General features: G+C 63.0%; 17 protein-coding genes. 12 read left to right on the top strand and 5 right to left on the bottom strand.

What is annotated here, in order from left to right:
• Positions 1-6: 6 nt before the first annotated feature.
• The 3 genes from RS897_RS28505 to RS897_RS28515 are packed head-to-tail and all read right to left on the bottom strand — an operon-like array spanning position 7 to position 2,734.
• Positions 7-972, bottom strand: coding sequence for a Bug family tripartite tricarboxylate transporter substrate binding protein (locus RS897_RS28505; protein WP_315832044.1), 966 nt, complete (start codon positions 970-972; stop codon positions 7-9).
• A 44-nt stretch (positions 973-1,016) separates the two neighbouring features.
• Positions 1,017-2,213, bottom strand: coding sequence for a 3-hydroxybenzoate 6-monooxygenase (locus tag RS897_RS28510; RefSeq protein ID WP_315832045.1), 1,197 nt, complete (start codon positions 2,211-2,213; stop codon positions 1,017-1,019).
• A gap of 11 nt (positions 2,214-2,224) precedes the next feature.
• Positions 2,225-2,734, bottom strand: coding sequence for a MarR family winged helix-turn-helix transcriptional regulator (locus RS897_RS28515; protein WP_315832046.1), 510 nt, complete (start codon positions 2,732-2,734; stop codon positions 2,225-2,227).
• Between the two features lie 203 nt (positions 2,735-2,937).
• Between RS897_RS28515 and gtdA the strand changes: the two genes are divergently transcribed.
• The 7 genes from gtdA to RS897_RS28550 all read left to right on the top strand — a co-directional run bounded on the left by gtdA (position 2,938) and on the right by RS897_RS28550 (position 9,357).
• A complete protein-coding gene (gene gtdA / locus RS897_RS28520) occupies positions 2,938-3,981 on the top strand; it encodes a gentisate 1,2-dioxygenase (RefSeq protein WP_315832047.1) in 1,044 nt (347 codons plus the stop codon).
• An 8-nt stretch (positions 3,982-3,989) separates the two neighbouring features.
• Entirely contained in the window at positions 3,990-4,709 is a 720-nt protein-coding gene (locus RS897_RS28525; protein ID WP_315832048.1) for a fumarylacetoacetate hydrolase family protein, read from the top strand.
• 70 nt (positions 4,710-4,779) lie between these two features.
• The gene (locus RS897_RS28530; RefSeq protein ID WP_315832049.1) at positions 4,780-5,955 is read left to right on the top strand and encodes an ABC transporter substrate-binding protein; all 1,176 of its coding nucleotides are present in this window, start codon (positions 4,780-4,782) and stop codon (positions 5,953-5,955) included.
• A gap of 43 nt (positions 5,956-5,998) precedes the next feature.
• The gene (locus tag RS897_RS28535) at positions 5,999-6,871 is read left to right on the top strand and encodes a branched-chain amino acid ABC transporter permease (RefSeq protein ID WP_315832050.1); all 873 of its coding nucleotides are present in this window, start codon (positions 5,999-6,001) and stop codon (positions 6,869-6,871) included.
• A gap of 7 nt (positions 6,872-6,878) precedes the next feature.
• A complete protein-coding gene (locus RS897_RS28540; protein ID WP_315832051.1) occupies positions 6,879-7,904 on the top strand; it encodes a branched-chain amino acid ABC transporter permease in 1,026 nt (341 codons plus the stop codon).
• Positions 7,904-8,644 carry an ABC transporter ATP-binding protein gene (locus RS897_RS28545; RefSeq protein ID WP_315832052.1) on the top strand — a complete coding sequence of 247 codons (741 nt, stop codon included), beginning with the start codon at positions 7,904-7,906 and terminating at the stop codon, positions 8,642-8,644. Before RS897_RS28540 ends, RS897_RS28545 begins: the two co-directional genes overlap by 1 nt.
• An 11-nt stretch (positions 8,645-8,655) precedes the next feature.
• Positions 8,656-9,357: an ABC transporter ATP-binding protein gene (locus RS897_RS28550; protein WP_315832053.1), complete on the top strand. Its 702-nt coding sequence runs from the start codon at positions 8,656-8,658 to the stop codon at positions 9,355-9,357.
• Positions 9,358-9,387: 30 nt separating this feature from the next.
• On the opposite strand, the gene RS897_RS28555 is transcribed toward RS897_RS28550, so the two are convergent.
• Both RS897_RS28555 and RS897_RS28560 read right to left on the bottom strand, forming a co-directional pair.
• Positions 9,388-9,954 (bottom strand): c-type cytochrome, encoded by a 567-nt coding sequence (locus RS897_RS28555; protein ID WP_315832054.1) that lies wholly within the window; start codon positions 9,952-9,954, stop codon positions 9,388-9,390.
• A 75-nt stretch (positions 9,955-10,029) separates the two neighbouring features.
• The gene (locus RS897_RS28560) at positions 10,030-11,301 is read right to left on the bottom strand and encodes a PQQ-dependent sugar dehydrogenase (RefSeq protein ID WP_315832055.1); all 1,272 of its coding nucleotides are present in this window, start codon (positions 11,299-11,301) and stop codon (positions 10,030-10,032) included.
• Between the two features lie 494 nt (positions 11,302-11,795).
• On the opposite strand from RS897_RS28560, the gene pqqA reads away from it, so the two are divergent.
• The 5 genes from pqqA (at position 11,796) to pqqE (ending at position 15,237) form a co-directional block, all read left to right on the top strand.
• Complete coding sequence (gene pqqA / locus RS897_RS28565) at positions 11,796-11,876, top strand: pyrroloquinoline quinone precursor peptide PqqA (RefSeq protein ID WP_315838767.1); 81 nt, start codon at positions 11,796-11,798, stop codon at positions 11,874-11,876.
• 133 nt (positions 11,877-12,009) lie between these two features.
• Positions 12,010-12,939 (top strand): pyrroloquinoline quinone biosynthesis protein PqqB, encoded by a 930-nt coding sequence (gene pqqB, locus RS897_RS28570; protein WP_315832056.1) that lies wholly within the window; start codon positions 12,010-12,012, stop codon positions 12,937-12,939.
• The gene (gene pqqC, locus RS897_RS28575) at positions 12,936-13,700 is read left to right on the top strand and encodes a pyrroloquinoline-quinone synthase PqqC (RefSeq protein ID WP_315832057.1); all 765 of its coding nucleotides are present in this window, start codon (positions 12,936-12,938) and stop codon (positions 13,698-13,700) included. Before pqqB ends, pqqC begins: the two co-directional genes overlap by 4 nt.
• Complete coding sequence (pqqD, locus tag RS897_RS28580) at positions 13,700-14,011, top strand: pyrroloquinoline quinone biosynthesis peptide chaperone PqqD (protein ID WP_315832058.1); 312 nt, start codon at positions 13,700-13,702, stop codon at positions 14,009-14,011. Before pqqC ends, pqqD begins: the two co-directional genes overlap by 1 nt.
• An 80-nt stretch (positions 14,012-14,091) precedes the next feature.
• A complete protein-coding gene (gene pqqE, locus RS897_RS28585) occupies positions 14,092-15,237 on the top strand; it encodes a pyrroloquinoline quinone biosynthesis protein PqqE (protein ID WP_315838768.1) in 1,146 nt (381 codons plus the stop codon).
• Positions 15,238-15,283: the final 46 nt, after the last annotated feature.

Genomic DNA, 15,283 nt, shown 5'->3' on the forward strand with positions numbered 1-15,283 from the left:
GTGTCCTTACTGGCTGATGCGGATATTGTTGGTCCTGATCACCGGCTCCCAGCGATCCAGCTCTTCCTTCATCACCGCGCGAAACGCCTCGGTCGAGTTCGCCACCGGTTCCATGTACAGCAGCGCGAGTTTTTCCCGTATCGCCGGATCCGCCGCGATCTCCGCAACCGTGTCCCGGATCTTATCCTGGATAGCCGGCGATAGTTTGGCCGGCGCGATGAGACCGATCCAGGCATCGGCCTCGACGCCCTCGATGCCGTTCTCGCGCAGTGTGGGCAGCTCCGGCAGCAGCGCGGAGCGTTTCGGGCTGGTCACCGCCAGCATGGTCAGCATGCCGGCCTTGGCCTGCTCGACCACGGCGGCTGCGGGCAGCACCGCCATCTGCACGTCGTTGCGGGTCAGCGCGGTGACGACGTTCGGCGATCCCGCGTAGGGAATGTGCTCGGGATGCGCATTGCTCTTCATGGCAATCGCAGCCATCGCCAGGTGGGAGAGGGAGCCATAGCCGATCGAGCCGAAATTCAGCTTTGCTGCGTCGCGTTTCAGCAGGGCGGCGAAATCGGCAAAGGTTTTCACCCCGAGATTGTTGCTGACCACGAGGATGCTGGGCTGGCTTGCGACAATGGTGATCGGGGCTAGATCTGTGGCGGGATCATAGGGCAGCGACTGGAACAGCAGCTTGTTGAGCACCAGCGGCCCGACAATGGAGAGGCCGATGGTGGTGCCGTCGGTCTCCGCTTTGGCGACGGCGTCCGTGCCGGTGTTGCCGCTGGCGCCGGGCTTGTTCTCGACCACGAACGGCGTGCCGAATTTCGCCTGGAATCGTTCGGCGACGATGCGGCCGACGCTGTCCGGTGTCGAGCCCGGTGCGAACGGCACGATCACTCTCACGTTCCGCGAGGGCCAGGATTGCGCATGGGCCAATCCGCCCGTCACCGTGAGGGCAAGCAGCACAGCCAGCAGCTTTTTCAAAGGCGTCTCTCCCAAGTATTTTTTGTCGTATCGTCGGGTGCCAGCTAGCCGGCGAGGCCGGTGCCGCCATAAAGCCAGGCCAGATGGTCGTAAAAATCTTCCGACGTCTTGGCCCGCATGATCTCGTTGCGAACCGCGGCATGGGCGCCGGCCGGATGATAGATGTGCTCGCCGATGGCGCGGGACTGCAACTGCACCCGCGCCGTGCGTACCACGCGCTGTTTGCGGTAGGCTTCCAGCGCGGCGGCCTGGTCGTCCGGATGCTGCTCCAGCATATGCGACAGACATACCGCGTCCTCCATCGCCATGCAGGCGCCCTGCGCGAAATACTGCATCATCGGGTGGGCGGCATCGCCAAGCAGCGCGACGCGGCCATCGATCCAGGTTTCCACCGGATCGCGGTCGCACAGCACCCAGAGTTTCCAATCCTTGCCATGGCGAATGATATTTTGAGCCCGCTCATGGACGTGATGAAATCCCTTCATCACTTCGCTGTGGGGAGCGGGCTGGCCGGCGACCGGCTCCGGCGCATCATTGTGGAAGGTGACCACGAGGTTGAATACCTTCCAGCCCGACAGCGGGTAATGGACGATATGACATTTCGGGCCGGCCCATAGTGTCGCCGCGTTCCAGCGCAGATCCTCCGGCATGTCCTGTGTCGGGATCACGGAGCGATAGGTGGTGTGGCCGGACACGCGCGGACGGCCATCTCCCACCACCTGCTTGCGGATGTTCGACCACAGCCCATCGGCGCCGACCAACAGCGATCCGGTGACGGTGCCACCGGAGGTGAGGCGGGCGGTCACGGATGAACCGTCCTGGTTATAGCCGGTCACCTCGCTGCGGACGCGAAGTTCGATCAGGTCGTGGGCCTGGCATTCCCTGAGGAACACGCCATGCAGGTCGCCACGATGCACCACCGCATAGGGATTGCGGAAGCGGGAGCGGAAGGCGTCGCGCAGGTCGATATGGGTGATCTCTTCGGCAGTCAGCGCGTCCATCAGCCGGAGTTGGTCGACATAGACGGCCATGCCGCGGGCGGCCTCGCCAACACCGAGATAATCGAAGGCGTGGAATGCGTTTGGTCCGAGCTGGATGCCGGCGCCGATCTCGCCCAGTGCAGCGGCCTTTTCCAGCACGATGCTGCGGATGCCTTTGCGGGCGAGGCCGAGCGCGGTGGCAAGGCCGCCGATGCCGCCGCCTGCGATCAGCACGGGATGTGGACTGGCTTGAATGCTCACGGTTGTCTCCGTCAGGTCGATTTCTTCAGATGCTCGACGGCGTCTTCCGCGCGCAACGGCACCCTGGAGGCTTCATTGTTGAGGTCGACGAGCTGGATCAGCAGCGCCAGCAGCGTCTTGCGATCGGCGGGCTTCAACGGCTGGAGCATGCGCGCCTGGGCGCTGTCGACCGAGACCATCACCTCCTGCAGCAGCGCCGCGCCGCCCTTGGTGAGGTGGAGCAGCTTGACGCGCTTGTCCTCGGCGTCGGGCTTGCGCTGGATCAGCTCCTTGGTTTCCAGCCGCTCGATCACGCTGCCGAGTGTCGAACGATCGAAGGCGATCACCGCCGACAGCCGCGTGGCATCGATGCCGGGATGGGCGCGGATCGCCACCAAAGCTGCGTACTGCACGGGGGTGAGGTCGAACGTCTTGCATTCTTCCATGAAGATGGAGACGGCGATCTGCTGCATCCGCCGGAACAGGTATCCCGGCTTGGTGTAGACGTCGTCCATCGAGATCGGATCGGTTTTATTCCGCATTGCAACAGCCTTTGCAGTGATGACGCAGCCATGGTTCGGCGCTGAAACCTGTCGGCTTCAACGTGATTCCCATGGGGCAGGAGGCGCTGTGCAATTTCAATCGAAACCTCCCGGGAGATTTTTTCTTGTTGTCGAATATTGACAGTATGCATTCTAACAGTATGCTGTCAATAAATCACAACAAGAAACCCGGGAGGCTGATCGTGGATCATCCCATTCAACAGACACCTGAGCGCGACGCGTTCTATCGCAGGATCGACGGCGAGAATCTGTCGGCGTTGTGGAACGTGATGGGGGACCTGATCACGCCGCAGCCGAAGTCTCCGTGCCGGCCGCATCTGTGGAATTTCGATGCGATCCGCGCCTACATGGTGGAAGCGGGCAAGCTGATCACCGCCAAGGAAGCCGAACGGCGGGTGCTGGTACTGGAAAATCCGGGCTTGCGCGGACAGTCCAAGGTCACGACGTCGCTTTATGCCGGCGTGCAGATGGTGATGCCGGGTGAAGTCGCCCCGGCCCACCGTCACAGCCAGTCGGCGCTGCGGTTCATCCTGGAAGGCAAGGGCGCACACACGGCCGTGGATGGCGAGCGCACCTATATGGAGCCCGGTGATTTCGTGATCACGCCGTCGATGACCTGGCATGATCACGGCAATGAAGCGTCCGAGCCGATGTTCTGGCTCGATGGCCTCGACATTCCCCTGGTGCAGTTCTTCGATGCTTCGTTCGCGGAAGGCCTCGAGGAGGACCAGCAGCCGATCACCCGCGCGGCCGGCGACAGCCTGGCCCGTTATGGCCACAACCTGCTGCCGGTCGACCACAAGCGGACGTCGCAGACTTCGCCAGTGTTCAACTATCCCTATGCCCACACCCGTGAAGCACTGGAAACCGCCAAGAAGCAGAGCGAGTGGGACGTCTGCCACGGCCTGAAGCTGCGTTACACCAACCCGGTCAGCGGTGAATTCGCGATGCCGACCATCGGCACTTTCATCCAGCTGCTGCCGAAAGGCTTTTCCACCACGCGCTATCGCTCGACCGACGCCACCGTGTTCGCGCCGATCGAGGGGCGGGGACGCTCGCGGGTCGGCGGCCACACCTTCGAATGGGGGCCGCGCGACATTTTCGTGGTGCCGAGCTGGCACTGGGTCACCCACGAGGCTGACGAGGAAGCCGTGTTGTTCAGCTTCTCCGACCGGCCGGTGCAGCAGAAGCTTGATCTGTTCCGCGAAAGCCGCGGCAACGCCTGAGGATTCATATGATCGACTACGTACTTTCTCCACCCGCCACACCAACCGTTGCCATGGCTGGCGAGCAGGGCCGTTTCCCGGTCCGGCGCGTCTTCTGTGTCGGCCGCAACTACGCCGCCCACGCGCGCGAGATGGGCAAGGATCCGGATCGCGAGCCGCCGTTCTTTTTCACCAAGCCGGCGGATGCCGTGGTCGACAGCGGGGCCACCATTCCGTATCCGCCGGAAACCAGCAATCTGCATTATGAGATCGAGCTGATCGTGGCGATCGGTCGCGAGGGGTTTGACGTCAGCCGTGAGGCGGCGCTTGACCTCGTGTTCGGCTATGGCGTCGGCATCGATCTCACGCGCCGCGACCTGCAGTTCGAGGCGCGCGACAAGGGCCGTCCCTGGGATTGGGGCAAGGCGTTCGACCAGTCGGCGCCGATCGCGCCGCTGCACCGGGTGCCGAATGGACAGCACCTCGCCAAGGGACGGATCTGGCTCGCGGTCAATGGCACCGTCAAACAGGACGCCGACCTCACCGAGCTGATCTGGCCGGTGCCGGATATCATTTCCATCCTGTCGCGTTCGATGGTGCTCAAGCCCGGCGACCTGATCATGACGGGAACGCCGGCCGGCGTCGGCGCCATTGTGGCCGGCGACAAGGTCACCGGCGGCATCGACGGTCTTAGCGGCATCGACATCACCATCGGTCAGCCGGCGGGCAAGCGCTCGCACGCCGCCTGACCAGACGGCACGTTTTCGACTGAACACCACACAACGAGAGCCTCAACGGCTCCGCACAGGGAGGGATACCATGAAGACGATTTCGCTCGCCGCTGCAGCCTTGATGCTGTCGGCGACGTCCACTTTCGCCCAGGAGCCGATCAAGATCGGCTTCATCTCCACTTTCTCGGGCCCGTCCGGACAGCTCGGGCAGGAGCTGCTCGACGGCTTCAAGCTCGGCCTGAAAAGCGTCGGCGACAAGCTCGGTGGCCGTCCGGTCGAATTGATCCAGGGCGACGATCAGACCAAGCCCGATGTCGGCCGGCAGCTCGCCGACAAGATGATCGAAAGCGATCGGGTCCAGATCATCACCGGCATCAATTTTTCCAATGTGATGCTGGCGGTGGCGAAGCCTGTACTGGAGGCCGGCGCGTTCGTGTTCAGCATCAATGCCGGTCCCTCGCAATACGCCGGCAAGCTCTGCCATCCCCGCTACTTCAACGCCTCCTTCCAGAACGACACATTGCCGGAGGCGATGGGGATTTATCTCCGTGAAAATGGCCTGAAGCGCGCCTATCTGATGGCGCCGAATTATCCGGCCGGCAAGGATTTCCTGGCCGGCTTCAAGCGGACCTTCAAGGGCGAGATCGCCGGCGAAGTCTACACCGCGTTCGGCCAGCTCGACTACGCCGCCGAGATCGCGCAGCTGCGCTCGGTGAAGCCCGATGCGGTGTTCTTCTTCTATCCCGGCGGCATGGGGATCAACTTCGTCAAGCAGTATGCCCAGGCCGGTCTCAAGGATCAGATCAAACTATACGGGCCGTCATTCTCGATGGACCAGACCGTCCTGCCGGGCATGGGCGATGCGGCGGTCGGTGCGTTCGTGTCGACGTTCTGGAGCGAGGATTTCGACAAACCCGCCAGCCGGAAATTCGCCGCCGATTTCGAGGCGGCCTATGGCCGGATCCCGTCGCCTTACGCCGCCAATGCCTATGACGGCGCCCGCATGCTCGATGCCGCGCTGCAATCCATCGGCGGCAAGATCGAGGACAAGGCGGCATTCCAGAAAGCGCTGGAGACTGTGAAGTTCGACTCGGTGCGCGGCAACTTCAAGTTCAACAGCAACCACCATCCGATCCAGGATTCGTATCTGGCCGAGATCGTCAAGGACGCCAAGGGGCGCCCGGTGATGAAGAAGCTCGAGCTGATCAAGGCGGAACAGGCCGACTCTTATGTCGGGGAGTGCGTCATGAAGGCCGCGAACTGAGGTCGCGAACTGAGCCCTGAAACACGGCCATCCGGAGGATGTGATGGGTGCAGCACTGTTCATCGAGCAGTCGCTCAACGGCCTGCAGCTCGGCGTCCAGCTGTTCCTGATGGCCGCCGGGCTGACGCTGGTGTTCGGCATCATGAACATGATCAACCTGACCCACGGCTCGCTGTTCATGATCGGCGCGTTTCTGGCGGCGGCGCTGCTGGCGCGCACCGGCAGCTTCGTGTTGGCGCTGCTGATCGCGGTGCCGGCCACCGCGCTGGCCGCGGCCTTGCTGGAGGCCGCGGTGCTGCGGCGGTTCTATCACCGCGGCCATCTCGACCAGGTGCTGGTGACGTTCGGCCTGATCATGGTGCTCAATGAAATCGTCAGGATGATCTGGGGGCCCGTTCCGGTGCCGATGCCATTGCCGCAGATGCTGTCCGGGTCGGTGACGCTGTTGCCCGGCGTGGTCTATCCCAGTTTCCGGCTCGCCATTCTTGGTGTCGGCATCGCGGTTGCGGTGGCGTTGTATGTCATCGTCGCGCACACGCGGATCGGCATGTGGGTTCGCGCAGGCGCCAGCAACCGCGACATCGCCTCGGCCATGGGGGTGAATGTCGAACTGATCTTTTCGCTGGTGTTCGCAGCGGGCGCGGCGCTGGCCGGGTTGGCCGGTATCATGGCGGGGCCGATCAGCGCCGTGCAAGTCGGCATGGGCGAGCCGGTGCTGATCCTGGCGCTGGTGGTGACGGTGATCGGTGGCATCGGTTCGATCAAGGGCGCATTCATCGCCGCTATTCTGATCGGCGTGGTCGACACCTTCGGGCGTGTGCTGCTGCCGCCAGCGCTCGGCAGCATGATGATCTTCATGATGATGGCCGCCATCCTGGCATGGCGGCCACGCGGATTGTTTCCGGTCCATGGCTGAGACTTCAATGACTGAGCAATTCGTCAGCGCGGCCATCCCCACGGCGCCCCGCCGCCCATTCGCGGATATGGCGGCGATTGCGGCCTTGATCCTGCTGCTGGCGCTGCTGCCGGTCGCTGCCTCTCTGCTCGGCAATCCCTTCCTGATCAAGATCGCCACCCGGATCGTGGTGTTTTCGATCGCGGCGGTGGCGCTCAATCTTGTGCTTGGCTTCGGCGGCCTTGTCAGCCTGCTGCATGCCGGCCTGTTCGGGATCGGTGGTTACGTGGTCGGTATCCTGGCGTTCCACGCCGAGAACGGCGACGCCTTTCTGGGACTTTTGCCGGGAACGGGTGAGCTGGCGATTCTGCTGCCGCTGGCCATGCTGGTGTCGGGTGGAGCGGCCGCGGCCATGGGCGTGATCTCGCTGCGCACCAGCGGCTCGTACTTCATCATGATCACGCTCGCCTTCAACCAGATGCTGTTTTATTTCTTCATTGCCCTGCAGCAGTACGGTGGCGAGGATGGATTGCAGATCAACGCCGATCTCACGCTGTTCGGGCACGCGGCGACGTCGCGTGTGCCGTTCTACTACGGCTGCGTCACCGTGCTCGCCATTGTCCTGGTTCTGTTGCAGCGCCTGATTGACAGCCGCTTCGGCGTGGTGCTGCGTGCCGCCGCCCAGAACGAGCGTCGGCTGACGGCGCTCGGCATTGCGCCCTTGCGCTACAAGCTCGCGGCGTTCGCGCTGTCTGGAGCGATTGCAGGCCTCGCCGGTGCGCTGCTCGCGTCGGGACAGCAGTTCATCAGCCCGTCGGAGATGTCCTGGGTGCGCTCGGGCGATCTCGTCGTGATGTGCGTGCTCGGCGGCATGGCCCTGGTCTGGGGGCCGGTGATTGGCGCAGCAGCTTTTCTGGTGCTGGAGATCGTGCTGTCGGGCTGGTCGGTGCACTGGCAGCTGGTGTTTGGTCTCTTCATCATCGCCGTGGTTGTGTCGCTGCGCGGCGGGCTGACGGATCTGTTTCGGCTGGCGGCCGGGCAGGAGGGGCGGTGATGAGCGAGCCCCTGTTGCAGGTGAAGGGCCTGGTCAAACGGTTCGGTGGCCTGATCGCCACCAATTATCTGGACCTGGATGTGTGGCCGGGCGAGACGCTGGCCCTCATCGGCCCGAACGGCGCCGGCAAGACCTCGCTGATCTCGCAATTGCAGGGTGATCTGACGCCCGACGGTGGCACCATTCGGTTTGCCGGCCGAGAGATTACGCGGGAGCCGGCGCATCGCCGCGCGCGGATGGGACTGGCCCGCTCGTTCCAGATCACCTCGGTGTTTCCGGAGTTCTCGCTGCTCGGCAACGTGGCCGTCGCGATCCAGGCCCGCTGCGGCCACAGCTTCCGCTTCTGGCGCAATGCACACCGCGATCCGGAGCTGACCGGGCCGGCGCGCGAAGCTCTCGACGTGGTCGGTCTTCCGTTTCCGGAACGGCGAGCCGGCGACGTCTCCCATGGCGAGCGCCGCCAGCTCGAGCTTGCGATGGCGCTGGCCATGCAGCCGCGCCTGCTGCTGTTGGACGAGCCGATGGCCGGCATGGGGCGCGAGGACAGTGCGCGGATGACGGGCCTGCTCAATGACCTGAAGCGGCGCTATTCGATCCTGCTGGTCGAGCACGACATGAATGCGGTGTTCGCGCTGGCCGATCGTGTCACCGTGCTGGTCTCCGGCCAGGCCATCGCCAGCGGCGATCCCGCAGCCGTGCGCGCCGATCCGGCGGTGCGGGCCGCCTATCTCGGGCAGTAGTGAGCGCACCGATGCTGGATATCCGCAACCTCAGTGCAGCTTATGGACAGAGCCAGGTGCTGTTCGGGGTCTCGTTGTCCATCGCGCGCGGGCAGGTGGTGACGCTGCTCGGCCGCAACGGCATGGGCAAAACCACCACGGTGCGGACACTCTCCGGACTCTTGCCCGCGACCGGCGGGACCATCACGCTGGCCGGCGAGCCGATCAATCGCCTGCCGCCGCATCGTATCGTGCGGCTTGGCCTTGGCCTGGTCCCGGAGGGCCGGCACATCTTTGCCAACCTGACCGTACGCGAGAACCTGCTGATGGCACAGGCCAACCCGCTGGCGGCAGCCGATCCCTGGACCATGGACAAGGTGATCGAGTTCTTCCCGCGGCTCGGCGCGCGGCTGTCGAACGGTGGGGCGCAACTCTCCGGTGGCGAGCAGCAGATGCTGGCCATCGGTCGGGCACTGATGACCAATCCCAGCCTGCTGGTGCTGGATGAGGCGACCGAGGGGCTGGCCCCGGTGATCCGCGAGGAAATCTGGGCGCGACTGAAGGTGCTCAAGGCGCAGGGGCTATCGATGATGGTGATCGACAAGGAGGTCGACGCGCTCACCGAGTTTGCCGATCATCATTACGCCATCGAGAAAGGCGAAGTGATCTGGAGCGGCGACAATGCCGCGCTGCTGGCCGACGAGACCATCCGGCACAAGTTTCTGGGCATCTGACTATATCAGGCGTCGCCAGGCTCGCGCCGCTCAGCGCACGCGCGCAAGGTAATAGGCGAGATCGGCGATCTGGGTTTCGGTGACCGGCTGCAGCACGTCGGCCATGGTCGCGTCATAGCCATGGCGGGTGTTGCTCTTGTACTCCAGCATGGTCTTGGCGAGATAATCTTCGCGCTGGTTGGCGATGCGGGGGATGTTGTCGCGTCCCGCGAAGTCGAGGCCGTGGCAGGAGTTGCAGCGGTTCTGCTGCACTAGCGTCTCGGCGCGCTGCATCCGCGCTGCGTCAGGCGCATCGGTCGGCGGCGCAGGTTTCGGCAGCTTGCCGATCAGGTCTGAGAACGTCCGCAGGTCGTCGTCGGTAAGGTCCTTCGCCATCTCGTTCATGACGTCGAACGTCCGCAGCTTCTCGCGGAACATGTAGAGCTGGATCAGCACATAGGCGGGCTGCTGGGCACCGAGCGATGGTGTGTTGTCGGTGGCCGATTGTCCCTTCTCGCCATGGCAGGCGAGGCAGGTCGCGGTCCGCTCTTCGACGGTTTCGGCTTTGGCGGCACAAGTCAGCAGCAGCAGGGCGAGCAGGGCAGATGTGACGCGCATTCAGCAAACCGATTCTAGGTTGTTCAATGGGGAAGAGCACCGGAGCCGGAAAACCGGCTCCAGTGCTGTCGGTGTTCAGCGGGCCGCGACCTTCGGCTTGCCGTAGGTGATGCGATATACGGCGCCGTTCCAGTCGTCGGACACCAGCAGCGAGCCGTCCTTCAACTGCAGCACGTCGACTGGGCGTCCCAGATAGTTGTTGTTCTCGATGAAGCCGGTCAGGAACGGTTCAACCGATTTCACGGTGCCGTCCTTGTTCAGCTTCACCACCTCGATGTCACCGCCGACCTTTTTGGTCTTGTTCCAGGAGCCGTGACGCGCCACGAAGATCGCGTTCTTGTAGGCCTTCGGGAACATGTCGCCGGTGTAGAAGCGCATGCCGAGTGCGGCGGAGTGCGGTCCCATCAGGGTGACCGGCGCCACGAATTCGCTGCAGGAACGGCCCCAGCCAAATTCCGGGTCGACGATATTGCCCTGGTAGCAATAGGGCGCGCCGAAATCCTGGCCGGCCTTGGTCACGCGATTGAGCTCGTCCTCCGGCACGTCTTCGGACATCCAGTCGCGGCCGTTGTCGGTGAAGTAGAGCTGCTTGTTCACCGGGTTCCAGTCGAAGCCGACGGTGTTGCGCACGCCGACGGCGTAGAGCTCGACGCCGGTGCCGTCCAAATTCATGCGGCGGATCTGGCCGTGGTCCTTGTCGTGCAGCACGTTGTTGCCGGGCTGGCCGACCGGGACGTACAGCTTGTTGTCCGGTCCGATGCCGATGAACTTCCAGCCATGGGCCTCGTCCTTCGGCAGGTCGTCATAGACCAGCGTCGGCTTCGGCGGATTGTCGAGGACGTCCTCGACCTTGTCGATCTTGGAGATCTTCGACAGTTCGGCGATGTACAGCACGCCGTTATGGTAGGCGAGGCCGTTGGGACGATAAAGGCCCGACGCGAGGGTCTTGACCTCGCGTTTGCCGTCCTTGTTGCGGATGGCATAGACCTTGTCGACGAGGCGGCTGCCGACGAACACGGTGCCTTTGTCGCCTTCGCGCATCGAGCGGGCATTGGCCATTCCGGATGCATAGACTTCGACATTGAAGCCGGGCGGCAGTTTCAGTTTCGCGGTCGGCAGCTTGTCGGCCGCCGATGGAATCGGTGGCGCCGCAACCGGCGCGAGTTTAGCGGCGGCAGCATTGTCCGGCCGGCCGATCAGCGGCGATCCCGGCGGAAGTGCAGGTGCTGTGGCAGCAGGCGCAGCCGCGGGGGCTGCCGGCTGTTGCGCATTCGCGTTCAGCGTCAGCAAGCTGAAAACAGCTCCTGCCAGCAACAGGCTGCGGGAAGCAGTCAAATAAGATGTCATGAAGTTCTCCCTCTCGGACGTCGCATTCAAACGGTTGCTTTGATCGCAAATCGCCAGCCAGCGTCCGCGGTTCCACTCTCTAATATTTCATTGAGGGGATGCAATCGCAATTTATCGGCTGCTCACTAAAGCATGATCCGGAAAAGCGGAAACCGGTTTTCCGAAAAAATCATGCTCAAACAGAAACGTGATGCAGTGCGAGAATCATTGTCCGCAAACAGCGATGAATTTTCCTGGCCTGGATCAATTGGTGCAGCCTCAACGCGCGGGATTGCTGCCTTCAACATGATGTGAAGATTGTGCACTGCCGCGGTGCGAAAGCGGCGGAGGAGAAGCCTAAAACCGGAACAATCCCAGGTCCTGCTGCACTGCAACCGTCCAGAATATATATCTCTTTCGCCGTCCCTGAACTTTCCACCGGCGGGATGTTTATTATATGCTAGCGAAGCGGCGGTAGCGCCGTTCCTCCCTAAGGGACTCAAGGAGACTTCATAATGGCCTGGAAAACACCAAAAATCGTCGAAGTGCCCGTGGGCCTCGAGATCAATATGTATGCTTGCGCGGTCCGGAAGTAATCACGTCCAACAATAAGATCTTCTGGAGAGGTGGAAGTCGGTCCCGCTGGGGCTGGCGTCACCTCTTTCAGTTTTTTGGGTTGCCGTCCGCCGGGCCGCAACGTGTCGAGACCCCCGCTGCCAGATCAATTTCATGCTTCGTGTGATCGTTCTCGGAGCTGCGGCGGGAGGCGGAATTCCGCAATGGAATTGCGGTTGTCCGGTGTGCCGCGCGGCGCGCGGCGATCATCCGGCTCTCCAAAGCACGCAGACATCGATCGCCGTCAGCGTGGACGATATCAATTGGTTCCTGATCAATGCCGCGCCGGATTTGCGCCAGCAACTGGTCGCGACACCGCGGCTTCATCCGCATGCGGGCCGTCTGCGTCACAGCCCCGTCGCAGGTGTGGTGCTGACCAATGGCGAGGTCGATGCGGTTGCCGGCCTGCTGTCGCTGCGCGAGGGATCGCCGTTCACGCTCTATGCCCATGACCGGGTGCTGGCGATTCTGCGCTCCAACAGCATCTTCAATGTGTTGAATGAAAAGCTGGTCGCGCGTGTGCCGATCGCCGTCGACGCCCCGGTCGAGTTGAGCCTGCCGGGCGGTGCGCCATCGGGTCTTGAAATTCTGCCGTTCGTCGTGCCCGGCAAGAGCGCGTGGTATCTGGATGGCACATCGCATCCGGCTGGCGAGGATGGCGACGGCGATACGCTGGGATTGCGCATCAGCAGCAAGCAGGATGGAAAGTCCTTTTATTTTATCGCGGCCTGCGCGAGGGTAACCGACGAACTGGCGCAACGTCTTGCCGGTGTTTCGCTGGTGTTCTTTGATGGCACGCTGTGGCGCGACGATGAAATGATCTCGCTCGGCTTGAGCGCAAAAACAGGAAGAAGCATGGGACACATCGCGATGTCGGGTCAGGACGGAGCGATTGACGCGCTGGCCGGTCTTGGGATCGGCCGCAAGGTCTTTCTGCATGTCAACAACTCGAATCCCGCGCTGATGCCGAATGCGCCGGAGCGTGAGACGGCGACACAGGCAGGCTGGGAATTCGCCCACGACGGAATGGAGATCGTGCTGTGAGCGTGGCGACGGCTTTTGCGATCAATCCCGGCGTCTCGTTGCGCTCTGCCGACGAGCTTGAGTTGCGGCTGCGCGAGATCGGCGCCACGCGTTATCACAACCTGCATCCGTTCCACGGGCTGCTGCACGGCGGCAAGCTCAACAAGGGGCAGGTGCAGGCCTGGGCGCTCAACCGCTACTATTATCAAAGCACCATTCCCATCAAGGACGCGGTGGTGATCTCGCGCTTCCGCGACCGCGACATCCGCATGGAATGGCGCCACCGGATCGAAGACCACGACGGCAATGTCGGCAGCGAAGGCGGCATCGAACGCTGGCTCAAGCTGACGGAGGGCCTGGGGCTGGATTCGGCCTATGTCGAATCCGCCGAAGGCATCCTGCCGGCAACGCGTTTTGCGGTGGATGCCTATGTCCATTTCGTGCGCGACCGCACGCCGCTCGAGGCGATCGCATCGTCACTGACCGAACTGTTTGCTCCGAACCTGCATGAGGAGCGGATTTCGGGCATGCTGGCGCACTATGATTTCGTCAATCCCGAGATCATGAGCTACTTCAAGCGCCGCCTGGAGCAGGCGCCGCGCGATGCCAATTTCGCCCTGAAGTACGTCAGGGAGCACGCCACCACGCCGGCGGAGCGCGAAGCGGTCTGCAACGCGCTGATCTTCAAGACCAACGTGTTGTGGGTGCAGCTCGATGCGCTCTATCACGCCTATGTCAGCGGCCACATTCCGCCCGGCGCGTTTGTTCCGGAGGCGAGCTGATGGCCGTCCGCCAGCGTATGATCGTGACCGAGGCGAGCCGGCCGGTGCTGCCGCGCCACGCCAAGCTGCGGTTCGACGAAACGCGGCAGCTGTGGGTGATCCTTGCGCCGGAGCGGGTGCTGGTTCCGGACGAAACCGCCGTCGAAGTCCTGCAGCTGTGCGATGGCGAACGGAACGTGTCTCAGGTGGTCGACGTTCTCGCGGCCAAGTACGCGGCGGACCGCGCGGCGATTACCACCGACGTGATCGCGATGCTGGCCGACCTCGCGGAAAAAGGCTTTCTGATCGAAGCGAAGGAGACGCCGTCGTGACGCCGGTATCGCCGGATCCTGTGGTGGTAAGCGACGCGAGGTCGGACGTCAGGTCCGATCCGACGGACGCGCTGGCCATCATGGAGTCCGGTGCCTCGACCGCGCAGACCTTCGGCATTCCGCTGGCGGTGCTGGCGGAGTTGACCCATCGCTGCCCGCTGCAATGCCCGTATTGTTCGAATCCGGTCGAGCTCGACCGCTCCGGCAGCGAGCTGACCACGGCGGAGTGGAAGAAGGTTCTGAGCGAGCTGGCCGAGATCGGCGTGCTGCAGATTCATTTTTCCGGCGGTGAGCCGACCGCGCGCAAGGATCTGGTCGAACTGATCCAGCACGCCAGCGACGTCGGTCTTTATTCCAATCTGATCACTTCTGCGGTGCTGCTCACCCGTGACAGGCTGAAGGCGCTGGTCGATGCCGGCCTCTGCCATATCCAGATCAGTTTCCAGGGCAGCGAGCCGGTGGTGGCCGACCGCGTCGGCGGCTTCAAGAATGGTCACGCCAAGAAGATCGAGGTCGCCCGCTGGTCGCGCGAACTCGATCTGCCGCTGACCGTCAATGCGGTAATGCATCGCCAGAACCTGTATCAATTGTCTGATATCATCGAGATGGCAGTCGAGGCCGGTGCCGACCGGCTCGAGGTCGCCAATGTGCAATATTACGGCTGGGCGCTGAAGAACCGCGCTGCCTTGATGCCGACACTGGAGCAGATCGAAGAGACCAGCCGCATCGTCGAGGACGCCGAAGTTCGGTTGAAGGGCATTCTCGCCATCGATTATGTGGTGCCGGACTATTACGCGCTGCGCCCGAAGAAATGCATGGGCGGCTGGGGGCGGCAGTTTTTCAACATCTCGCCGGCCGGCAAGATCCTGCCGTGCCACGCCGCCGAATCCATCACCGGGCTCGAGTTCGAATCCGTGCGCAGCAATCGGTCGATTGCCTGGATCTGGCAGAATTCCGAGGCGTTCAATCGTTATCGCGGCACCGGCTGGATGCCGGAGCCGTGCAAGAGCTGCGAATTCAGGGAAGTGGACTTCGGCGGCTGCCGCTGCCAGGCGTTCGCATTGACCGGCAGCGCCGGCAATACCGATCCTGCCTGCACGCTGTCACCGATGCATGAGCAGATCTTCAAGCTGGCGGAAACCGAATCGGCGGCGGACGCCAACCGATTCATCTATCGCAATTTCGCCGGCGGCACCGCCGAACCCGTGGCCGGGAGCGGCGATTGATCGGCAGGGCTCCCGCCAAGCTAGATTGATGAGTTGAGATTAGGCC

The sequence above is a fragment of the Bradyrhizobium prioriisuperbiae genome (assembly GCF_032397745.1).
Lineage (GTDB): Bacteria > Pseudomonadota > Alphaproteobacteria > Rhizobiales > Xanthobacteraceae > Bradyrhizobium_A > Bradyrhizobium_A prioriisuperbiae.